The sequence below is a fragment of the Neobacillus sp. DFD-2R genome (assembly GCF_057747865.1).
On record NZ_CM173228.1, the window covers coordinates 1,472,303 to 1,492,562 of the forward strand.

General features: G+C 37.7%; 26 protein-coding genes and 1 pseudogene. 21 read left to right on the forward strand and 6 right to left on the reverse strand.

Annotated elements, in window-relative coordinates; genetic code table 11:
• The first annotated feature begins 20 nt into the window (after positions 1-20).
• Positions 21-1,775 (forward strand): peptidoglycan D,D-transpeptidase FtsI family protein, encoded by a 1,755-nt coding sequence (locus tag AC3ANV_RS07105; RefSeq protein ID WP_488312934.1) that lies wholly within the window; start codon positions 21-23, stop codon positions 1,773-1,775.
• A gap of 80 nt (positions 1,776-1,855) precedes the next feature.
• Complete coding sequence (locus AC3ANV_RS07110; protein ID WP_488312935.1) at positions 1,856-2,518, forward strand: DUF1510 family protein; 663 nt, start codon at positions 1,856-1,858, stop codon at positions 2,516-2,518.
• Positions 2,519-2,549: 31 nt separating this feature from the next.
• Here the strand turns inward: AC3ANV_RS07110 and AC3ANV_RS07115 are convergent, their stop codons facing one another.
• Positions 2,550-2,753, reverse strand: a complete 204-nt coding sequence (locus AC3ANV_RS07115) for a DUF2536 family protein (RefSeq protein WP_488312936.1) — start codon at positions 2,751-2,753, stop codon at positions 2,550-2,552.
• A 153-nt stretch (positions 2,754-2,906) separates the two neighbouring features.
• On the opposite strand from AC3ANV_RS07115, the gene AC3ANV_RS07120 reads away from it, so the two are divergent.
• The 7 genes from AC3ANV_RS07120 (at position 2,907) to sigK (ending at position 8,531) form a co-directional block, all read left to right on the forward strand.
• Complete coding sequence (locus AC3ANV_RS07120; protein ID WP_488312937.1) at positions 2,907-3,545, forward strand: class I SAM-dependent DNA methyltransferase; 639 nt, start codon at positions 2,907-2,909, stop codon at positions 3,543-3,545.
• A 15-nt stretch (positions 3,546-3,560) separates the two neighbouring features.
• Positions 3,561-4,256 carry a 5'-methylthioadenosine/S-adenosylhomocysteine nucleosidase gene (gene mtnN / locus AC3ANV_RS07125; protein ID WP_488312938.1) on the forward strand — a complete coding sequence of 232 codons (696 nt, stop codon included), beginning with the start codon at positions 3,561-3,563 and terminating at the stop codon, positions 4,254-4,256.
• Between the two features lie 19 nt (positions 4,257-4,275).
• A complete protein-coding gene (locus AC3ANV_RS07130; RefSeq protein WP_488312939.1) occupies positions 4,276-5,199 on the forward strand; it encodes a PLP-dependent cysteine synthase family protein in 924 nt (307 codons plus the stop codon).
• Between the two features lies 1 nt (position 5,200).
• Complete coding sequence (locus AC3ANV_RS07135) at positions 5,201-6,337, forward strand: bifunctional cystathionine gamma-lyase/homocysteine desulfhydrase (RefSeq protein ID WP_488312940.1); 1,137 nt, start codon at positions 5,201-5,203, stop codon at positions 6,335-6,337.
• A gap of 128 nt (positions 6,338-6,465) precedes the next feature.
• Complete coding sequence (locus tag AC3ANV_RS07140) at positions 6,466-6,726, forward strand: YrhC family protein (RefSeq protein WP_488312941.1); 261 nt, start codon at positions 6,466-6,468, stop codon at positions 6,724-6,726.
• Positions 6,727-7,130: 404 nt separating this feature from the next.
• Positions 7,131-7,262, forward strand: coding sequence for a YrzI family small protein (locus AC3ANV_RS07145; protein ID WP_488312942.1), 132 nt, complete (start codon positions 7,131-7,133; stop codon positions 7,260-7,262).
• A 552-nt stretch (positions 7,263-7,814) separates the two neighbouring features.
• Positions 7,815-8,531: an RNA polymerase sporulation sigma factor SigK gene (gene sigK / locus AC3ANV_RS07150; protein ID WP_488312943.1), complete on the forward strand. Its 717-nt coding sequence runs from the start codon at positions 7,815-7,817 to the stop codon at positions 8,529-8,531.
• A 25-nt stretch (positions 8,532-8,556) separates the two neighbouring features.
• Here sigK and AC3ANV_RS07155 read toward each other — a convergent pair whose 3' ends face one another.
• On the reverse strand, positions 8,557-9,528 hold the full coding sequence (locus AC3ANV_RS07155; RefSeq protein WP_488312944.1) for a F510_1955 family glycosylhydrolase: 972 nt from the start codon (positions 9,526-9,528) through the stop codon (positions 8,557-8,559).
• A gap of 46 nt (positions 9,529-9,574) precedes the next feature.
• Positions 9,575-10,255, reverse strand: a complete 681-nt coding sequence (locus AC3ANV_RS07160) for a response regulator transcription factor (RefSeq protein ID WP_488312945.1) — start codon at positions 10,253-10,255, stop codon at positions 9,575-9,577.
• 180 nt (positions 10,256-10,435) lie between these two features.
• Between AC3ANV_RS07160 and AC3ANV_RS07165 the strand changes: the two genes are divergently transcribed.
• Complete coding sequence (locus AC3ANV_RS07165) at positions 10,436-10,597, forward strand: hypothetical protein (RefSeq protein ID WP_488312946.1); 162 nt, start codon at positions 10,436-10,438, stop codon at positions 10,595-10,597.
• Positions 10,598-10,741: 144 nt separating this feature from the next.
• On the opposite strand, the gene pssA is transcribed toward AC3ANV_RS07165, so the two are convergent.
• Positions 10,742-11,281, reverse strand: a complete 540-nt coding sequence (gene pssA, locus AC3ANV_RS07170) for a CDP-diacylglycerol--serine O-phosphatidyltransferase (protein WP_488312947.1) — start codon at positions 11,279-11,281, stop codon at positions 10,742-10,744.
• Between the two features lie 130 nt (positions 11,282-11,411).
• Between pssA and AC3ANV_RS07175 the strand changes: the two genes are divergently transcribed.
• On the forward strand, positions 11,412-12,194 hold the full coding sequence (locus AC3ANV_RS07175; RefSeq protein WP_488312948.1) for a phosphatidylserine decarboxylase: 783 nt from the start codon (positions 11,412-11,414) through the stop codon (positions 12,192-12,194).
• Positions 12,195-12,276: 82 nt separating this feature from the next.
• On the opposite strand, the gene AC3ANV_RS07180 is transcribed toward AC3ANV_RS07175, so the two are convergent.
• Positions 12,277-12,417: a sporulation histidine kinase inhibitor Sda gene (locus AC3ANV_RS07180; RefSeq protein WP_488312949.1), complete on the reverse strand. Its 141-nt coding sequence runs from the start codon at positions 12,415-12,417 to the stop codon at positions 12,277-12,279.
• A gap of 528 nt (positions 12,418-12,945) precedes the next feature.
• Here AC3ANV_RS07180 and AC3ANV_RS07185 point away from each other — a divergent pair.
• Genes AC3ANV_RS07185 through AC3ANV_RS07220 form a run of 8 tightly spaced genes read left to right on the forward strand, consistent with a single transcriptional unit; the run spans position 12,946 to position 18,007 of the window.
• The gene (locus AC3ANV_RS07185; protein WP_488312950.1) at positions 12,946-13,461 is read left to right on the forward strand and encodes a YqeG family HAD IIIA-type phosphatase; all 516 of its coding nucleotides are present in this window, start codon (positions 12,946-12,948) and stop codon (positions 13,459-13,461) included.
• A 3-nt stretch (positions 13,462-13,464) separates the two neighbouring features.
• Positions 13,465-14,571, forward strand: a complete 1,107-nt coding sequence (gene yqeH / locus AC3ANV_RS07190) for a ribosome biogenesis GTPase YqeH (protein ID WP_488312951.1) — start codon at positions 13,465-13,467, stop codon at positions 14,569-14,571.
• A gap of 53 nt (positions 14,572-14,624) precedes the next feature.
• Positions 14,625-15,464, forward strand: coding sequence for a shikimate dehydrogenase (gene aroE, locus AC3ANV_RS07195; protein ID WP_488312952.1), 840 nt, complete (start codon positions 14,625-14,627; stop codon positions 15,462-15,464).
• Complete coding sequence (gene yhbY / locus AC3ANV_RS07200) at positions 15,458-15,748, forward strand: ribosome assembly RNA-binding protein YhbY (RefSeq protein ID WP_488312953.1); 291 nt, start codon at positions 15,458-15,460, stop codon at positions 15,746-15,748. The genes aroE and yhbY overlap by 7 nt, the downstream gene beginning before the upstream one ends.
• 27 nt (positions 15,749-15,775) lie before the next feature.
• The gene (locus tag AC3ANV_RS07205) at positions 15,776-16,345 is read left to right on the forward strand and encodes a nicotinate-nucleotide adenylyltransferase (protein WP_488312954.1); all 570 of its coding nucleotides are present in this window, start codon (positions 15,776-15,778) and stop codon (positions 16,343-16,345) included.
• A complete protein-coding gene (gene yqeK / locus AC3ANV_RS07210) occupies positions 16,335-16,901 on the forward strand; it encodes a bis(5'-nucleosyl)-tetraphosphatase (symmetrical) YqeK (protein WP_488312955.1) in 567 nt (188 codons plus the stop codon). The genes AC3ANV_RS07205 and yqeK overlap by 11 nt, the downstream gene beginning before the upstream one ends.
• Before the next feature lie 3 nt (positions 16,902-16,904).
• Entirely contained in the window at positions 16,905-17,261 is a 357-nt protein-coding gene (gene rsfS, locus AC3ANV_RS07215; protein WP_488312956.1) for a ribosome silencing factor, read from the forward strand.
• The gene (locus AC3ANV_RS07220; protein ID WP_488312957.1) at positions 17,258-18,007 is read left to right on the forward strand and encodes a class I SAM-dependent DNA methyltransferase; all 750 of its coding nucleotides are present in this window, start codon (positions 17,258-17,260) and stop codon (positions 18,005-18,007) included. Before rsfS ends, AC3ANV_RS07220 begins: the two co-directional genes overlap by 4 nt.
• Before the next feature lie 74 nt (positions 18,008-18,081).
• Here AC3ANV_RS07220 and comER read toward each other — a convergent pair whose 3' ends face one another.
• Entirely contained in the window at positions 18,082-18,906 is an 825-nt protein-coding gene (comER, locus tag AC3ANV_RS07225) for a late competence protein ComER (protein WP_488312958.1), read from the reverse strand.
• Between the two features lie 86 nt (positions 18,907-18,992).
• Between comER and AC3ANV_RS07230 the strand changes: the two genes are divergently transcribed.
• The gene (locus AC3ANV_RS07230; RefSeq protein WP_488312959.1) at positions 18,993-19,670 is read left to right on the forward strand and encodes a helix-hairpin-helix domain-containing protein; all 678 of its coding nucleotides are present in this window, start codon (positions 18,993-18,995) and stop codon (positions 19,668-19,670) included.
• 81 nt (positions 19,671-19,751) lie between these two features.
• Positions 19,752-20,198, forward strand: a pseudogene (locus AC3ANV_RS07235) (ComE operon protein 2); the annotation flags it as partial.
• Positions 20,199-20,260 lie beyond the last annotated feature (62 nt).

The following is a 20,260-nucleotide window of genomic DNA, read 5'->3' on the forward strand; positions in this document are numbered from 1 at the left end:
CTTTTGACGAGGTGTTTTTTATGTGGAAAAGGCGTGCTAAGGAATGGCTAATCATATGTATAACCTGCTTTATCTTGCTTATAGTAAGGCTAATGCAAATTCAGTTATTTGAAACTAAGACCTTTTCTAAACACAATATTAATTTATTGGAGGAAAGTGTCCATCAAAGAACACAGGAAGTGGTCATTGATAATGGCAGAGGGAATTTTCTTGATCGAAATGGGAATATGCTCACACATAAAAAGGTACCCGTATTAGTTCTCTTTCCTTTTTTAAAAAAGATAGATTGGAGCATTACCAAAGTTTCCTCGATAACCGGGATTCCCGGTAATTTTTTAAAACTAGCCGTTGAAAACGCCAAAAAGCCTTTTGCTTATGGCGACCCGAATCCATTTGAGCTGACAGCTTTACAGATGGAGAGAATAAATGCGTTAAAGATCCCCGGTGTTTTTGCTATTGAAAAAAAATATGAACGATCAAAGGTTCCGGCTGAACAGTTAATTGGTTTAACAGGAGAAAATCCACAAGAACTAAAAAAGCGTTATCCCAATAAAGGCCTATCGGAACAGACATTAATAGGCGTGTCCGGACTTGAGGAAAGCTTTGATGAATTTCTGCTTCCCGATGGTAAATCGAAGCTTGTTTATCATGTCGACGGAGACGGTGCACCGTTGTTTGGCATTAATGTCAAGTATGTAGACCCGGCCAATCCGTTTTACCCGGTCAATGTACGAACTACCATTGATAAAGACATGCAGCAAAAAGCAGAGGATTTAGTTAATCGGTATCAAATTCATAACGGAGGGCTGGTTCTCCTTAATATTCAGGATAATAGTGTCTTAGCGTCTGTATCACGTCCAATGATCAATAAGAATAACCCCTATAGCGGTGGAATTACAAATCAAATGGTTAAACAGCAAATCATGGGCTCTGTATTTAAAACCGTTGTAGCAGCCGCGGCCATTGATTATAATCTTGATAGTCCCTCTCGTCTTTTTGATTGCAGCAAAAAAATAAATGGCGACCCCGAATTGAAATATAATTATGGCTTGTTGAATTTTGCCGATAGCTTTGCAAGAAGTTGTAATCATACTTTTGGTGAGCTTGCAAAAAATCTGCAAAAAATGGACTCACATCTTTTAGAAGAATATGCAGCTAAATTGTCATTAACCGGACCAGTCGGCTGGCAAGGAGATGTCTATCATACCAGTGACTTCAAACAAATTGCTGATGAAGACAAAGGACGAATTTTTTTAACTGATGATGCAAGAAAGGACCCCAATTTTGCAGCGATGTCCGGAATTGGGCAGCATGAGGTTCGAGCCACCCCATTAGCAGTAGCCAATATGATGGCCACGATTGCAAGAGGCGGAAAAAAAGAAATGGTTAGAGTAGCCTCGAAAATTGAGTATAAAAACGGCACGGCGATGGTGAATTTTCCTGAGCAGGAACTAAAGGGTGATTCAATTTCACCATATACGGCAATGAAGCTGCAAAAACTATTAAGGGAAGTGGTCCTTAACCCGAATGGGACGGGAAAATGGTTTCAGAACCTTCCTTATGATGTTGCAGGAAAATCAGGTACAGCAGAAACAGGAAAATATGAAAATGGGAAGCAGCTACATAATAAATGGTTTGCCGGTTACTTTCCGTACAAAAATCCTAAATATGCTCTTGTAGCAGTGAATTTGGATGTATTAGATAATGACGGTGGTGTGAATCCTTTATTTGCAGATATGGTGAGGATGATATATGACAAAGATCAAGGACATTAAGAGTGGCAAGGTTTTCCCTTCAAGTTCTTAGTAAAACATGTTAGAATGTTCACAGCCTTATTTTATAGGAGGGATATAAATTGAGTAACGATTTCCAATCCGGTTCGCGTTCAGGAACCCGGGCCAAAAGAAAGAAAACGAATATCATATTGAATGGCTTAATTGTTATTGTACTTGCATTAATTATCTTTGTTGCATACAATATTTTTTCATCAGGTGATGACAAAGCATCAACAAACAAGGAAGGTTCTTCTACCGCACAAAAGCAGACTGTACATAAAGAAAGCAAAAAAAGTAATACTGCTAAAAAGAGTAATAACAACACTGACAATACAACCTCCGCCAATGAAGAGCAAAGTGCGGAAGCTTCCACTCCAGGTACGGCGGATCAATCACAGGCGGTGGTTACTGATGGAGGCAGCACTCCCAATGTCACAAAATCAATCGAAAATCCTGATTGGAAACCTGCCGGCACATCACAAACAGGTCAGCACACAACAGTTTATGATTCCAGTTCAGCTGATTGGCAGGAAATGTTAAATGCTATTACCTCAGCGACGGGATTAGACCGCAGCAATATGACGGTTTGGTTTTTAGGAAGGGATAAATCGACAACCAACGGTTCTGTCGGAACTGTCTCTTCCAAGGATAAACAGCAAAAATATAAAGTGTATCTCCAATGGGTTGATGGACAGGGCTGGAAACCGACCAAAGTAGAAGAACTTTCAGAAATCCAAAGATAATGGAAGGATGGGCCCAAAAATGGGTACCATCCTATTTCTTTTTAAAATGAACGACAGCTGTAAAATATGTTTGACCGTTTTCGTTAACATGCATTTGATGGGATACAGAATGAACAGCAAGTAAGATTGCTCTGTTTTCTTCAATTTGCGCTTCAATTTTCTTTTGTAATGTTTTAAGATTATTGGCTTCAAAAAATTCCACCTTATCGTCTATAAAATCAATTTGAAAATTCATAGGCTCCCCCTTTCTACTGGTTATATTTTAGAGATTTATTTTCATACAATCAATGTATTTGTTGAATTAATTAAGCGGATATGTTAAATTGGAACAGGTTTTAAATTAATCCATAGTATACATATAGGAATTATATGTTTGGGGTGTGGATTTATGGGTAGAGAATTTCTAGCCTTATTTGAGCAATGGGCTGATTCATATGATAATACAGTTATCGGCCAAGACCCGGAATATAAAGAAGTTTTCTCGCACTATGAAAAAATATTAGAAAAAGTCGCCCAACTTTCAATTGGTCATGTTGTCGAATTCGGAGTGGGAACAGGGAACTTGACGAAAAAGCTGTTAGCAAACGGTTTGACAGTTACGGGCATTGAACCATCCCCTTCCATGAGGAAAATTGCCGAAAAAAAGCTTAATGGTGAAGCGATGATTCTTGATGGGGATTTTCTTCAATTTCCTGAACTGAAAAATATAGATACCTTTGTCAGTACGTATGCTTTTCATCATCTAACAAATGATGAAAAAGCACAAGCAATTGCCCACTATGGCAACATCCTTTCAAAAGGTGGTAAAATAGTGTTTGCGGATACGATGTATGAATCCGAGGAAGATTATAAAAGTGCAATCGTAAAAGCAAAAAATGAGGGCTTTCATAACCTGGCAAATGATTTGGAAACTGAATACTATACGACAATTCCAGTACTGAAGAATATATTAGAAAATAATAATTTTAGCGTTTCGTTCAGAAGGTGCAACGATTTTGTCTGGTTAATGGAAGGCGTAAAACAATAAGAAAGAGGTCTAGTAATGAAAATCGCCATCATTGGAGCAATGGAAGAAGAAGTAACTTTACTACGTGACAATATCGAAGAAAGGAAAATAGAGACGGTTGCAGGGTGTGAATTTACGTTTGGCAAAATGCACGGTGCAGATGTAATTTTGCTGCGCTCCGGGATTGGTAAGGTTAATGCAGCAATGTCTACAACAATTTTACTTGAAAAATATAAGCCTGACTGCATTATCAATACCGGGTCTGCCGGCGGCTATAATCCATCCCTTAATGTCGGTGATGCTGTTATTTCAACGGAGGTTCGTCATCACGACGTAGATGTCACGGCTTTTGGGTATGAGTACGGTCAAGTTCCGCAATTACCTGCTGCGTTTTTGGCAGATGAAAAATTGGTGGCAGCTGCTGAGACAGCCTCAAGGGAAATTGAGGAAATTCAAATTGTAAAAGGATTAATTGCAACAGGGGATTCGTTCATGAATGACCCTGTAAGAGTGGATTTTGTTCGAACTAAATTTGAGAATTTACAGGCGGTTGAAATGGAAGCCGCAGCCATTGCTCAAGTGGCTCATCAGTTTAATGTTCCATTCGTCATTATTCGTTCACTTTCTGATATAGCAGGTAAAGAATCTAATGTCTCTTTTGATCAATTTCTAGATAAAGCAGCACAACATTCTGCTACCCTTGTTATGAAAATGGTAGCATCCTTAAGTTAGTAGCAGAAGGAATGAGAATATGAATGTTTATAAAAATGTCCATGAATTAATCGGGCATACACCAATAGTAGAAATTACACAATTTTCAATGCCTCAGGGTGTTCGGATGTTTGCAAAACTGGAATTCATGAACCCTGGAGGCAGTGTCAAAGACCGGCTGGGCTTGGAGCTGTTAAAAGACGCTTTTGCAAGTGGAAAGTTGCGTGAGGGCGGTACAGTTATCGAACCAACGGCAGGGAATACTGGCATCGGCTTAGCTCTGGCAGCCATAAATAAAGGAATACAGGTTATTTTATGCGTTCCTGAGAAGTTCAGTATCGAAAAGCAGGATCTAATGAAAGCGTTAGGAGCAAAAATAGTTCATACACCTACTGAAAGAGGTATGAAAGGGGCCATTGCCAGAGCTGAGGAACTCCTAAAAGAAATACCTAATTCGTATTGTCCGCAGCAATTTGCCAATCCTGCCAATCCTGAAACCTATTATAAGACGCTGGGGCCTGAACTTTGGGACCAAATGGATGGTAAAATTGATATCTTTGTTGCCGGTGCAGGGACGGGCGGTACATTTATGGGAACGGCCCGATATTTAAAGGATCAAAAACAGGATATTAAGACAGTAATTGTTGAACCGGAAGGCTCAATCTTAAATGGCGGAGAATCCGGTCCGCATAAAACAGAAGGTATTGGGATGGAATTCCTACCTGGATATATGGATCCAACCTATTTTAATTCCATTCATACAATTTCCGATGAAGTATCATTCAAACGTGTGAAAGAATTAGCAGAGAAAGAAGGTCTTCTTACTGGCAGCTCATCCGGCGCAGCCTTCGAAGCAGCACTAGTAGAGGCAAAAGCGGCAAAACCGGGAACCAATATCGTAGTTATATTTCCGGATGGCAGTGAGCGATACTTGAGCAAGAAGATTTTTGAAGGAGGTATTTAGTTTGAAAAGAAAAACTCAATTAATTCACGGCGGAATTAGTAATGACCCTGCCACAGGTGCAGTGACTTTTCCAATTTATCAAGTAAGCACCTATAAACAAGAAGGTGTAGGCGGTCATAAAGGTTTCGAATATTCAAGAACGGGCAACCCGACCAGAAATGCACTTGAAGAGTTAATTAAAGATATTGAAGGCGGTAAAGCCGGTTTTGCATTTGGTTCCGGTATGGCTGCGATTACTGCGGTTATTATGCTATTTAACAGCGGTGATCACGTCATTTTAACGGATGATGTTTACGGTGGAACATTTCGGGTTATAACGAAGGTATTGAACCGATTTGGCATCGATTCCACTTTTGTTGATACAAGCAATTTGGCAAATATCACCAGTGAAATTAGACCAAATACAAAAGCTATTTATTTAGAAACACCCACTAACCCGCTATTAAAGGTTACAGATATTGAAGCGGCAGCAAAGCTTTCGAAAGAACATAATCTGTTGACAATAGTTGATAACACTTTTTCAACTCCTTACTGGCAAAATCCAATCGAGCTTGGTGCCGATATTGTTTTGCATAGTGCAACCAAATACCTTGGGGGTCATAGCGATGTCGTTGCAGGTTTAGTTGTTGTTAATAGTGAGGAGCTCGCAAAAGATCTTCACTTTGTGCAGAATTCTACAGGCGGCATATTAGGTCCTCAGGATTCATTTTTGTTAATCCGGGGAATTAGAACGTTAGGTATACGCCTAGAAGAAATGGAGGCCAATACTTCAGCAATTGTTGAATTTCTAAATGGACATCCTGCTGTAAAAAAAGTATACTATCCAGGCCTTGAAACCCATCCAAATCATGAAATTGCCAAAAAACAGGCAAGAGGCTTTGGGGGAATGGTTTCATTTGATGTAGGAAGTGCGGAAAATGCCGACAGGCTTTTGAGTAAAGTTCACTATTTTACCTTAGCAGAAAGTCTTGGAGCAGTTGAAAGTTTGATTTCCGTTCCGGCAAGAATGACACATGCTTCAATACCGGCTGAACGGAGAGCGGAATTAGGAATCACCGATGGCCTAGTGCGGATTTCGGTTGGCCTGGAGGATGCTGAAGATTTAATTGAGGACTTAAAACAAGCATTAGAATTGTAGTTTCCCGGCCCGGCTCAAATGAAGCCGGGCTTTTCTGCTTACCTGTTTTTCTATTATTTACATTCTCTTTAACGCTGTATTTTGTGTTAAAGTAGTTAAGTAGATTTTAAGAAAAGCAGGTGATGATTATGAAAGCACAAGCAAAAAATCTATATGAAAAAATGGTGGACTATAAACGATTTGCTACGGTTTTATTAGCTGTCGGTGCTTTTTTCTATCTGGGAGTTATCATTCCAAATGAAACAAAAAGTGCGGCCGATTTAAATATAATGATACTTTCATCCGTGTCCTTTATTGCAGTATCTATTTTATTTTTTATACAATCAAAGAAATGCCAAATAAAGTTGTCTGAAATGGAAGAAAACCAAGATGTGCAAATGAAAAAATAAGTGTTCCCTTTTGGGGCGCTTATTTTTTTTGCCTATTTTTTAAAAAATTTCAATTAAATGGTTTACAAATAAGTTTAACTATGGATATAATTACCATAGTTAGTTAAAAATTCCGAAGGAGGTCGAAGAACATGATGTCAACATGTAAATGGGGAATAAATTTATATTTGAATATCACGCATTCGACCAGACAGGAATGGATTGCTTAACAGCTTTTGTTACAATACATATCCATGCCGCAGGGAGAATGACGCCTTGCGGTATTTTTGTGTCTTAAAACAGGCCGCAGGGAGGAGAGCTTTTTGCGGCCTTTTTGTGCCCTTTTTTCTCGCCATTTGGATATGGATTGCATAAATTGGAAATGTTGTTGGAGGTTTAGCTAACTTTAAAGGAGGTGAAAATACATGACCCTCAATATTTTATTCTTTTCGATTACGATTAAAAAACGAATGATAAGTCCTGAAGAAGCGCAACATCAGGAAATGGTAGAAAAGCTTTATGAGCAAAACAAAGATCGTCAAATTTCCATGCGTTAATTTATGTGAGTAAAAAATTTGATTAAGGAAGGGTGGTTTTACAAATGATAATGTTTCTATTGCAAGGAAGAGGGGCTAGCCTGTGGGATATGAAAGATACCACCTAATGTAATATTAACCAGGAGGTGGCCAAATGCCAGTGCATTTTATATTTTTATCACTTATCTTTCGACTAATGAAAAAAGGCTGATAATGATATCATAGTTATAGGTTTTTGCTAATAGCTTGAAATATTTGTTAACAAAATGTTCACATTCCTTGGAGTTAGATACTGTGAAAATATGATAAATTCAAATTAGCAGAGTCAATTTAAAGGGGTGGAGAATATGTTATTTATGGTTGTAATGGCTTTCGTCATTACCGGGGTGATTGGCTGCGTGATTTCAGCTGAAGTAAGTGCACAATAGCAATGTAAAAGCATTGACCTTGTAAAAGGTTGATGCTTTTTTTCATCTTTTTTAAATAAAATACAATGGACAGACACAATCTTACTTCTCCCTTCATAGGAATTAGTTATAGGCGATAGTCTAAGGAAAGTTGGGGTGGAAGTAAATGGCTGGAATTTTTACAGCTCTCGGGTATTTAGTAAAAGAGTTTTTATTTCTAGTCTCATACGTGAAGAATAATGCTTTTCCTCAACCCCTTTCTGCTGCGGAAGAAAGAAAATACCTTCGCTTAATGGCAGAGGGAGATTCACATGCCCGCAATATGTTAATCGAACATAATCTACGTCTGGTTGCACACATAGTAAAAAAATTTGAGAATACCGGGGAGGATTCAGAGGATTTAATATCGATCGGAACAATTGGCTTAATCAAAGCAATTGAAAGCTATTCAGAGGGAAAAGGCACAAAGCTTGCTACTTACGCTGCTCGTTGTATTGAAAATGAAATCCTAATGCATTTGCGTGCCCTTAAGAAAACGAAAAAAGATGTATCTCTGCATGACCCGATTGGTCAGGATAAAGAAGGAAATGAAATATCGTTAATTGATGTTCTCAAATCTGAATCAGAAGATGTTATCGATACGATTCAATTAAATATGGAGCTTGAAAAAATTAGACAATATATTGATGTACTTGATGATCGGGAAAAAGAAGTAATTATCGGCCGGTTTGGGCTAGATCTGCAAAAAGAAAAAACACAGCGGGAAATTGCAAAGGAACTGGGGATATCAAGAAGCTATGTCTCCAGAATCGAGAAACGGGCCCTTATGAAAATGTTCCACGAATTTTATCGAGCGGAAAAGGAACGGAAAAAAAACCGTTAATAAAGCACAAAAAAAGAGCCGGAGATTACTCCTGCTCTTTTTTTCCATCCTTTAAACGTGTGTTCCAGTTTTTTCCGCCATCTAAGGATTCATATAAATCATTCTTATAGGTAGTAAAAGCAATTTGATTTGCATTTTTTGGGTTAACAGCTATATAGGTGATAGGATTATCCTGATCAAGAAAAGGAATGGCTAAATTTCCTTGTTCACCGGTTTTGGGATTCACTGTTTTTAATAAAATAGTATAATTTTCAACAACACTTGAATATAAAATACGATCACCTGAAAAAGTAAGGGCCGTCACCATAAAAGGACCTGCTGCGAGTTTCATGGTATTTCCATTATCTTCTGAGTAATAAACTCCTGACCTGGTTGCCATCGCCATGATATCCCCGTTATTAGGGTGTACGGCAATCATTCCTAGTGAGTCGGACTTAAAATTTGTTAAGGTACTCTTTTTCCAAGTTTTTCCTCCATCCTTTGAATAGTTAACACCGTAATTCAAAGTTTTGTCCTGCTGCTCATTAAGGACATATATACCGTTCCCGGAAAAGCTGTCCGAAATAAAATGAAAGTTATTTTGACCATAAAACGCGATTTTTTTTAGTGTTTTTCCTTTATCCGGGCTTTCTACTAACCCTAGGGGATCCTTCAGATTTGTTCCTTTTTGCGGATATCCGCTCGCTAAAAAACCTGTTTCAATTGCTTGAAATCCTATATAGTTATGAAGATTAGCAGTCGTTTCAAACCATTTTGAATCCTTATATATTTTTAAACCCTTATCAGAAGCAACATACAAAGCATTGTCATTGCCCGGATATCCAATTCCTTGTATGGTTTTCATTTTTATTGTTTTTGTCTGAACCATTTCAAACTTTGGTTGAGATTCACTAATTTGCTTATGTTCTTTTTGTTCCTGGCTTTTGTTGCTGCAGCCGGATACGACCATTAACATTCCTGTTAGAATGGCAAAAATCACTTTCTTTTGAACCTTCACTTTTCTTCCTCCAATTATTAACCTCAATTACGCTAAATAAAATTATTTAAGATTCCTTATCCATCCACTTATAACCCAGTCCCCATACTGTTGTCAAATATTCATCCACGGGAAAACCTGTTTTCCGTAGTTTTTCTCTTAGGTTTCGGACATGGGAATCAATCGTTCGATCTTCCGTAGCAACAGCATATCCCCAAATCGTGGTTAGCAAGTGTTCGCGGGTAAATACTTTGTTGCGGTTCTGTAAAAAAAGTCCCAATAAAGAAAACTCTTTTGGTGTTAAAGGAACATGCATCTCATTGAATGAAACCTCGAACGAATCTTCATTTAAGTTAAGTCCATTAAAGGCGATCGTACCGGTGTGTCCTTTTTTTCTCCGTAAAATTGCCTCGATTCTCGCGATTAGTTCTCCTTCATCAAACGGTTTGGAAATATAATCATCGGCCCCAATTTTTAATCCTTTTACAATATCAATTTTTTCACTTCGAGCAGTAAGCATAATAATTGGAGTATCCCAATGCTTCCGTATTTGTCTGCATGCCTCCCAGCCGTCCATTTCAGGCATCATCACGTCTAACAAAATGATATCCGCTTTATTAGCCTCGAGATAATGAATTGCTTCCATTGCCGAGGTCATTTTAATGCAATTATATCCATTCGGTGTTAAATAGAGGGAAAGTAAATCTAGCATTCTCGTTTCATCATCAATTAACAGGACCTTTTTCAAAAGGCATCTCTCCCGAAATACATATGTAGGAATAAATTATACTATAAAAATACCCATTCAAGGTGCGTAAAACCTTTACATGGTAATAAATAAAATTTTTATGGGACATACACATCTGCCTATACACTCCATTTCAGGGCTCATACCCTAATAGTAAAAAGGATAAAGGGGGGAATTTTAATGCCATATGGTTATCCCTATTCCTACGGCTGCCCAGCCCCTTATCCAGCCTATCCTGTACCCTATGCAGGCGGTGGTGGATTTTGGTTCGCGGTCCTTATTGTACTATTCATTCTGTTGTTAATTTTCGGCGGCTGGTGGTGGTATACACGGTTTTGTTAAAACAATTCAGGCTTATGCATATTCGCATAAGCCTGAATTGTTTTAATTACATCTATCTTAACTTTGCGTAGTCTTGATTTTAATTGGGTTTATGAAATGCAGCCTACAAGTGAATCCGTCGCAAAATTACCTGAGTATTTCTTTTTATACCTTCTTAAGTTTAAAGGAACCGATCATTAGGAATGATAGAATGATGATTATGAAAAGATATGTTTGGGCTGGTAAATAGGGGATAGCCAAGAAGCTTAATGTTGCCAGGCAGCCGGCAGCTGTGATGGGTAAGCCGGTAAAATATCCATTGCTTTCAGTAATGTTAAACCGTGCTAATCTGAAAGCACCGCAGCCAATATAGAATACAGTGAAAAATGAACCGGGTCCGCCAAAATCCTGTAAAACTCCTTGATACAATAATAGTGCAGGTGCCACGCCAAATGATATAATATCACTCATGGAATCCAATTGTTTGCCAAGTTCTGATTCAATATTAAATTTCCTTGCAATCATGCCGTCAAAGCGATCTGCTAATGCGGCAATAAAAATTAACAGTAAGCTCAACCTTAAATTCCCATGAAGTCCAAAAACAATGGCAAAGCCGCCTAAAGATAAATTCGTTAAGGTTATTACATTTGCGGTTTGGGCTTTAAGTTTTTTCACTGTTTGATCTAAAACGTCCAATAAAAACATTTCTCCTCATCACTCCTTTTATACCAGCCGAAAGAGAATCAATTTTTTGCCGACTACTTTATAATATTTAATTTTAAGTCTTTTATGCCAGTACGTAAAGAGTATATTTACACTATTTGGGGGTAGTTCCATGATCAAGCATTTTTATCGCGTGCTAATAGAATTAACAAACGGAAGATGGTCCTCGGGCATTTTAAAGCGCTTTGCCCGTTCAAGAATCAGTCGTTTCATTGTTCCTTCTTTTGCAAAAATTTATCACTTAAATCAAGAAGAAATGGAAAAGGCATTACATGAATTTCCGACTCTTCATGATTTATTTGTAAGGAATCTAAAAAAAGAAGCAAGGAAAATCGAGCAAAGCCATGACTCTGTAGTGAGTCCGGTTGATGCTGTCATAGAGGATGTAGGGAGCATAAAAGAAACAAGTGAAATTGTCGTAAAAGGAAAAGTATATTCAATTGAAGAAATGTTGGGAGACCATAGCCTCCTGACAAAATATTTAAATGGTACATACATGATTCTCTATTTAAGCCCGAGCCATTATCATCGTATCCACAGCCCTGTAACAGGGACGGTCACAAAGCAATGGACACTAGGGTCGAAATCATATCCTGTTAATAAATGGGGATTAAAATATGGAGTTCGAACACTTGCAAAGAACTACCGGGTCATTACTGAATTAATAACGGAATTTGGGCATGTCGCAGTTGTGAAGGTGGGAGCAATGTTTGTAAACTCGATTGAAACGACACATAATGGTACACATCTTGAAAAAGGTGAGGAAATGGCCTATTTTAGTTTTGGATCCACAGTTGTATTGTTATTTGAAAAAGGAATCTTTCAAATTGATGCCTTCATTCAAACTCCTCATGAAATTAAGCTTGGTGAAAAAATTGGAGTCATGCGTAAATGACCGGGATGTTTTATGTACCTAACGAGCTTAATTGAGTTGTATTTTTAAAAATAAAAAAAGCCCGAATAGGGCATATGAAAAATTATGAAGAAACCTTCATTTTATTAAATAAAGAACGTCGGTGAATTTCAGTTTCAATGAGGTAAATAAAATCAGGACTTAGATTTAATTCTCTTGCTTTGAAATAAGATTCAATCAACAATTCATCTGACAGTTTACGCATGTCAGAATGCACCTCCAAATTTTAATTAAAGTGTTCTAAATGATTAACGGCTAACATAAAATGGTAGGTTCCATTGATGTACCCTAAATCTACCAAATTTAATCGTTTAGAACAACCGTTCTAAATATCCACAGGTTTTGGTGGATAACTTGTGGTTAACTTGTTTATAAAATATTAAAAAGTAAATGATTCAATGGGTATACTGTTAATAACTTTATCCACAGACGTAAGAATTTAGGGGGTTTGTCGAAAAATATTTTTAAATAAGGTGTTAGAACTGTCATATTACTAGCAATCAGCTTTATTTTTTATTTGAGCAGCTATTTCCATATCATGTAATGTCGTTATTTGACGAACAATAAGGTTATCCGTTTTTATGGCTTGCAACCCTGCTAGGAAAGTATTTGAAAATTTTTATTCTTTGAAACGAAGGGCAAAATTCGTTATGATGATACAATAAAAGCGAAAGCTCCTATTGACAGGGCTAATTTTAATCGGAATTCAATTATCTTAAGAGGTGTAAGCTTAGTGTTAAAACAATTTTTACCAAATGAACACGTAAAAAGTATTCTGGACATAAATCCTGAAGATTTAAAGGAAAGAGGGATAAAGGGGATTATCACGGATTTGGATAATACCCTTGTGGAGTGGGACCGACCAAATGCCACTCCTCAATTAATAAGATGGTTTGATGAAATAAAAAAACATAATATTCTCGTTACCATCGTGTCAAATAATAATGAAGAGCGTGTAAAGGCGTTTTCGGATCCGCTGAAAATCCCGTTTATTTTTCGTGCGCGGAAACCAATGGGGCCGGCTTTTCACAGGGCAATTGCCCAAATGGGGATTAAAAAGGAAGAGGCTGTCGTAATCGGCGATCAATTATTAACCGATGTGCTCGGTGGAAACCGTACTGGTTTTCATACGATTCTCGTTGTCCCGGTTGCCCAAACGGACGGATTTTTTACAAAATTTAATCGTTTTGTTGAACGAAGAATACTAAATTGGTTTCGCAAAAAGGGAATGCTGCAGTGGGAGGATTAATCAGTGAGTGAACAACAAAATATTTGCATGGGTTGCGGTGTAAAGGTTCAAACCGAAAACCCTAATGAAATAGGATTTGCACCTTCTTCCGCTTTGGAAAAGGAAATGATTATTTGCCAAAGATGTTTTCGTTTAAAACATTATAATGAGGTTCAGGATGTTAATTTAACCGATGATGACTTTTTGAAAATTTTAAACGGAATTGGCCGGAAAGATGCGCTCATTGTTTTGATCGTTGATATTTTTGATTTTAATGGCAGCTGGCTGCCGGGTTTACACCGATTTGTCGGCAATAATAAAATATTGTTGGTTGGAAATAAGGTGGATCTATTGCCGAAATCTGTGAAGCACAATAAATTAATTCATTGGATGAAGCAAGAATCGCGGGAACTTGGTTTAAAGCCTGAAGAAGTGTTCCTCGTCAGTGCATCTAAGGGGTTGTTTATTAAAGAAACAGCAGCAGCTATTGATGAATTGCGCTCAGGCAAAGATGTTTATGTTGTCGGTTGTACCAATGTCGGGAAATCAACTTTTATAAACCGAATCATAAATGAAGTAACCGGTGAGAAAGATGTTATCACGACATCACACTTTCCTGGGACCACTTTAGATATTATTAAAATCCCGCTTGAGGATGGAAAATCATTAATTGATTCTCCGGGAATTATTAATCACCACCAAATGGCTCATTATGTTGATAAAAAAGATTTAAAAATCATTACGCCTAAAAAGGAAATAAAGCCGAAAGTTTTTCAATTAAATGAAGGACAAACCTTATTTTTTGGCGGATTGGCAAGATTCGATTATGTGAGCGGCGGAAGAAGGTCATTTGTTTGCTATCTTTCTAATGACCTTAATATTCATCGGACAAAAACAGAAAATGCTTCGGAGCTTTATGAGAAGCATGCGGGAGAAATGTTAACACCGCCCCGATTGGAGCAAATGGAATCCTTTCCTGAGCTTGTTAAACAGGAATTCATGATAAAAGAAGCGAAAACGGATATTGTCTTTTCCGGACTAGGCTGGATTACAGTTAATGACCCTGGAGCAAAAGTGGTTGCTTACGTACCAAAGGGTGTTCAAACGTTAATTCGAAAATCTTTAATATAGAAAGCGCGAGCCTTATTAAAAGGCAGCGCAACAAAGGGAATGGGGAGAAACTGGTGAAAAAACTTTTTGCGGTATTGGGAGATCCAATTGGACATTCGATGTCCCCGGTTATGCATAATGATTTATTTTCTTTCTATAACATTGATGCCCATTATCTTCCTTTTCATGTGAAGGCTGAAAACTTAAAGGATGCTGTCAAAGGGTTAAAAGTAATTGGGGCTGCGGGGTTTAATGTAACAGTTCCTCATAAAAGTACAATTATTCCTTTTTTAGATGAAGTGGATGACTTAGCTTTAAGCATTGGGGCAGTGAATACAGTTGTTAATGAAGCCGGGAAACTCAAAGGTTATAATACGGATGGTCCGGGTTTTTTAAAAGGCTTGAACGCCTATATTCCAACAGTATCCGGGAAAAAGATTTTAATCATTGGTGCCGGCGGGGCAGCGAGGGGGATTTATTTTACTTTAGCGAAATATAACCCTGAAGTAGTGAATATTGCAAACAGGACATTAAATAGAGCAGCCTGCTTGATTGAAGATTGTCCTTTTCCGATATCTTCATCAGCACTTACGTTAAAAGAAGCTGAAAATCATTTAGGGGATTACGATTTACTCATCCAAACCACGATGATTGGTATGTATCCGAATATTTCTGAACAACCTTTAAGCCTTTCTAATCTTAGCAAGCAGGCTATGGTATGTGATATAATTTACAACCCATTTGAAACGCAATTTTTACAAGACGCAAAGCAGGTGGGAGCAAGAGTCCAAAATGGAGTGGATATGTTTGTTTATCAGGGAGCACTCGCTTTTGAAAAATGGACTGGAATTTTCCCTGATGTCCAAAGAATGAGAGAGAATGTGTTAAAACAGCTGGGAGGCACACTATGTTAACAGGTAAACAAAAAAGATTTTTACGTTCAAAAGCTCATCATCTCGACCCTATTTTTCAAGTGGGAAAAGGTGGAGTCAATGAGAATATGATAAAACAAGTTTCTGAAGCATTAGAAGCACGAGAGCTTTTCAAAGTGAGTGTTTTACAAAATTGTGAGGAAGATAAAACGGTCGTAGCTGAACAGCTTGCTGATGGTGCCGGTGCAGAAATTGTGCAAATTATCGGTAATACAATTGTCCTTTATAAAGAATCCGTAGAAAAGAAACAAATTACTTTACCTTAAAGGCTGTAAAGAGAAGGAGGCGTAAACATGAGGAAAGTCGGGATATTGGGAGGAACATTTGACCCGCCGCACCTTGGGCATCTTTTAATCGCTAATGAGGTATATTCCGCGCTTAATCTTGATGAGGTTTGGTTTATGCCTAATCAAGAGCCTCCTCATAAGGAAAAGTCAGAATCTGTTAAGAATGAAGAGCGTCTTCAGATGCTTAATCTTGCGATTGAAAATAATGCTCATTTTAAAATTGCAACCATTGAGCTTGAGCGGGAAGGTCGCTCCTATACTGTCGATACGATGAAAATATTAAATGATCGCAATCCTAACTTTCAATTTTTCTTTATTATTGGTGCTGATATGATTGAATATTTGCCGAAATGGCATAAAATTGATGAGCTGATAAACCTGGTGAATTTTGTTGGGGTTGAAAGACCTGAATATAGCCATCAAACAGATTATCCTGTCCTTTATGTTGATGTACCTGCTGTGGAAGTATCATCCAGTATGATTCGTGATCGATTAAGAAATGGAAAAACGGTTCGTTATTTATTACCTGACCCGGTTATCCATTTTATAGAGGAGAAACATTTATATGGAACGTAATGAGGCCCTGAAAATCGTAAAGGAACAATTGACAGAACACCGATATCAACATACGTTAGGCGTCGTGGAAACAGCAATACAATTGGCAGAAAAATATGGTGCTGATGTGAAAAAAGCTGAAATGGCTGCCATTTTTCATGATTACGCAAAATTTCGCCCAAAAGAGGAAATGAAGGAAATTATTAAGGAACAGGGATTCCCGCAGGATTTGCTTGAATTTAATAGTGAGCTATGGCATGCACCTGTAGGAGCGTACCTTGTAGAAAAGGAAGCAGGAATAACAGACCCTGAAATTATTGATGCTATCAGGTTTCATACATCAGGAAGAATCAATATGACATTGCTTGATAAAGTGGTTTATCTGGCGGATTATATTGAACCGGGGCGGCATTTTCCCGGAGTTGAGGAAGTTCGGGAAATCGCTAAACAAAGTTTAAATAAAGCATTAATAAAAGCAATTCAAAATACGATTTTGTTTTTAATGAAGAAGAATCAAAAGGTATATCCTGATACTTTTCATACTTACAATGATCTTGTACAAAAACTGGAGGATTGATTAATGAATAATCAAGAATTACTTAAAATTGCCGTAAAAGCAGCAGATGATAAAAGAGCAGAAGACATTCTTGCCCTAAATATGAAGGGGATTTCTTTAATTGCAGATTACTTTATTATTTGCCACGGTAATTCTGATAAGCAGGTTCAAGCTATTGCAAGAGAAATGAAGGAAAAAGCTCAAGAAAAAGGCTATGATGTTAAACGAATCGAGGGCTTTGATGAAGCCAGATGGGTATTAATTGATTTAGGGGATGTCGTGGCCCATGTATTCCACCGCGATGAAAGAAGTTATTATAAGCTTGAACGTTTATGGGGAGATGCACCGTTAGAAGATATTCGCAGTGAGTTAAATTCATGAGCTATGAACATTTTGCCTATTTGTACGATGAACTGATGAAGGATGCCCCGTATGATAAATGGGTAAGGTTCGTAAAAGAACGACAGCAAAAATATCATGTTGACGGAAACCTCTTGCTTGATCTGGCATGCGGTACAGGAGAGTTATCTATCCGTTTGGCGGAAGAGGGATTTTCTGTCACCGGTGTGGACTTATCATCAGATATGCTGGCAGTTGCACAGGCAAAATCAGAAAAGGCAGGAATATCTATTCCGTTTTTCGAGCAAAATATGACTGATTTGGAAGGCCAAGGACAATTTGATATTATTGGGGTATTTTGTGACTCCCTGAATTACTTACAAACTGAAGAAGAAGTAATTCAGACGTTCTCAACCGTTTATGAGCATTTAAAAAATGGAGGTATTTTCTTATTTGATGTCCACTCCATCTATAAAATCTCCCAAGTATTCATCAATCAAACCTTTGCTTTAAATGAAGAGGATTTAGCTTATATTTGGAATAGTTTTCCCGGTGAATTTCCAAATAGTGTTGAGCACGACCTCAGTTTTTTTGTTCTTGATGAGAGGACAGGTAAATATGACCGTTTCGATGAACTTCATTTGCAACGGTCATTTCCTGTACAGCAATATACAGACTGGTTAAAGAGTACAGGTTTCAATCTGTTGGAAGTTAGTGCTGATTTTGAAAATACTGCTCCGCAATCTCATTCAGAAAGAATCTTTTTTGTTGTTCAAAAAAACAAATAAAATAAAGCCATCTTCATGAAAAAAAGATGGCTTTTTAATAAAAGAGAAGGAGGAATTTCTCTTTTATTAGCGAATTAATCATTAGAGAATTGTACTTCTACCTTTTCGAGATCTTCTTGGAATTTAGTGTGTGTGGCCTTAAAAACATTTTCAAAAATATCTCCAAGCTCATTCTCCATTACTTTTATTCCCTCTCCTGTTATACCACCTTTTACACAAACTTTTTCCTGTAGTGATGGTAATGTATAATGACCTTGCTTTAACAGCTCACCAAGACCGACAATCATTTCACTTGCTAATGTTGTTGCTGTGTTTTCATCTATATCTGTTTCTTTTACTGCGGCTGAAATGAAACGTTGAAGCAAGTAACTAAAGAATGCAGGCCCACAGCTGACGATATCGGAGGCAACCCTCGTAATTTTTTCATCTATTAATACCGGCACACCGATTTTTGAAAACAGATTCTCCACTTGACTTTTCCAAGTTTGCTGACAATTTTCCCCGTATGTGATTAAAGCGACCCCGGATAAAGCTCGATTTGTAATGCTCGGAATGACCCTCACTGTTGAACAAGAAATCTTTTTTTCTATTTGGCTTGTACTGATAGGACTTGTAATGGAAATGATGCATTTTTCGGCAGCTAAATGTGGTTTAATCTTTTCTAAAATTTTATAAACATCCAATGGTTTTACACAAATAAACAACAAATTGGACCCTGCTGCCACTTCCACCGCATTGTCCACAACCTTAATTTCCTTATATTTATCTTTAAGCAACATCGCTTTTGATTTTGTTCTATTTGTAATTATCACTGAAGAAGGGGAAATGGCTTTCGCGTCAATCAAAGCCTCCACTAAAATCCTCCCCATATTACCGGTACCGATGAAACCAATTTTCATTGTTCCGACCCTCCTTCACCTGCAAGTTTCTCTTATACAATATGAAAATCGATAATGAAATATACCTTTAGAAAGGATGGATCCAATTGAAAGACTGGTTGATTGAACATAAGTTCTATGCGTTCATTGCAGTAATGATCGCTTTTGGTGGAAGTTATTATTTTTATAATAATGGGAATGAGTCCTCTATCAAATCAACAATTAGTGGGGTTGACAATAGGCTCCAAACGGATTTGAAGGCAGCAGAAAATAAAAATAAACAAACGGAGGTAAGCCAATCCCAACATGACAAACTAACTGATAAAATCATGGTAGATGTTAAAGGAGAAATTAAACTGCCAGGAGTTTATGAATCAAATAAAGGTGAACGCGTAATGGATGTCATTAACCGTGCAGGAGGTGTAACAGACAAAGCAGATAAAAGCCAAATTAACTTTGCCGAACATGTTCAAGACGAAATGGTTATTTATATCCCTGCGAAGGGTGAGGCGGATTCTGCTGCTATTACAGGGCCATCAGCTGGCAATAGCAGCTCGACAACGGCAAGCGGAGGCTTAAGTAACAAGCAAACAAAAATCGATTTAAATAAAGCAGATGTGAATGAATTGCAAAACCTGCCCGGAGTTGGTCCGGCAAAGGCCGCATCGATTATTGAATACCGGGAAAAAAGCGGATCGTTTAAAACGATTGAAGATTTAAAAAATATTAGTGGTATTGGGGATAAAACGTTTGAAAAATTAAAAGATCTGATTGTTGTTCATTAATGGTTCTATTTGACCATTGGGCGAATACGACATTACACTTAAAATAGTAATCAGAAAAGTTTGTTGGAGGAGTGGGAGAGAATGGAACGAATTTCTTGGGATCAATATTTTATGGCACAAAGCCATTTACTTGCATTAAGGAGTACTTGTACCCGGCTTACAGTTGGAGCTACTATTGTCAGAGATAAGCGAATTATTGCCGGCGGCTATAACGGTTCGATTGCAGGAGGGGACCACTGTATTGATAAAGGCTGTTACGTAATTGATAATCATTGTGTAAGAACGATTCATGCTGAAATGAATGCCCTTTTGCAGTGTGCAAAATTTGGGGTGCCCACTGCTGATTCGGAAATTTATGTTACCCATTTTCCTTGCCTTCAGTGCTGTAAGGCACTTATTCAGGCAGGCGTTAAAACGGTTTATTATGCTCAAGATTATAAGAATCACCCATATGCAGTAGAGCTTTTCGAACAAGCTAATGTGAAAGTTCAAAAAGTAGAATTAATAGAACAACATTTTGATTTCCGGAAGATAAATCAATAAGGGAGTCATCTTTAAGACGCCGGCTCAAAGCCGGCGTTATCCTATAA

What these genes read in the sequence shown, in the direction of transcription:
- AC3ANV_RS07105 (WP_488312934.1), top strand. Translation starts at nt 21, where the DNA reads ATGTGGAAAAGGCGTGCTAAGGAATGGCTAATCATATGTATAACCTGC.
- AC3ANV_RS07115 (WP_488312936.1), bottom strand. Translation starts at nt 2,753, where the DNA reads ATGAATTTTCAAATTGATTTTATAGACGATAAGGTGGAATTTTTTGAA.
- AC3ANV_RS07120 (WP_488312937.1), top strand. Translation starts at nt 2,907, where the DNA reads ATGGGTAGAGAATTTCTAGCCTTATTTGAGCAATGGGCTGATTCATAT.
- mtnN (WP_488312938.1), top strand. Translation starts at nt 3,561, where the DNA reads ATGAAAATCGCCATCATTGGAGCAATGGAAGAAGAAGTAACTTTACTA.
- AC3ANV_RS07130 (WP_488312939.1), top strand. Translation starts at nt 4,276, where the DNA reads ATGAATGTTTATAAAAATGTCCATGAATTAATCGGGCATACACCAATA.
- AC3ANV_RS07140 (WP_488312941.1), top strand. Translation starts at nt 6,466, where the DNA reads ATGAAAGCACAAGCAAAAAATCTATATGAAAAAATGGTGGACTATAAA.
- AC3ANV_RS07145 (WP_488312942.1), top strand. Translation starts at nt 7,131, where the DNA reads ATGACCCTCAATATTTTATTCTTTTCGATTACGATTAAAAAACGAATG.
- sigK (WP_488312943.1), top strand. Translation starts at nt 7,815, where the DNA reads ATGGCTGGAATTTTTACAGCTCTCGGGTATTTAGTAAAAGAGTTTTTA.
- AC3ANV_RS07165 (WP_488312946.1), top strand. Translation starts at nt 10,436, where the DNA reads ATGCCATATGGTTATCCCTATTCCTACGGCTGCCCAGCCCCTTATCCA.
- pssA (WP_488312947.1), bottom strand. Translation starts at nt 11,281, where the DNA reads ATGTTTTTATTGGACGTTTTAGATCAAACAGTGAAAAAACTTAAAGCC.
- AC3ANV_RS07175 (WP_488312948.1), top strand. Translation starts at nt 11,412, where the DNA reads ATGATCAAGCATTTTTATCGCGTGCTAATAGAATTAACAAACGGAAGA.
- AC3ANV_RS07180 (WP_488312949.1), bottom strand. Translation starts at nt 12,417, where the DNA reads ATGCGTAAACTGTCAGATGAATTGTTGATTGAATCTTATTTCAAAGCA.
- yhbY (WP_488312953.1), top strand. Translation starts at nt 15,458, where the DNA reads ATGTTAACAGGTAAACAAAAAAGATTTTTACGTTCAAAAGCTCATCAT.
- AC3ANV_RS07205 (WP_488312954.1), top strand. Translation starts at nt 15,776, where the DNA reads ATGAGGAAAGTCGGGATATTGGGAGGAACATTTGACCCGCCGCACCTT.
- yqeK (WP_488312955.1), top strand. Translation starts at nt 16,335, where the DNA reads ATGGAACGTAATGAGGCCCTGAAAATCGTAAAGGAACAATTGACAGAA.
- rsfS (WP_488312956.1), top strand. Translation starts at nt 16,905, where the DNA reads ATGAATAATCAAGAATTACTTAAAATTGCCGTAAAAGCAGCAGATGAT.
- AC3ANV_RS07220 (WP_488312957.1), top strand. Translation starts at nt 17,258, where the DNA reads ATGAGCTATGAACATTTTGCCTATTTGTACGATGAACTGATGAAGGAT.
- comER (WP_488312958.1), bottom strand. Translation starts at nt 18,906, where the DNA reads ATGAAAATTGGTTTCATCGGTACCGGTAATATGGGGAGGATTTTAGTG.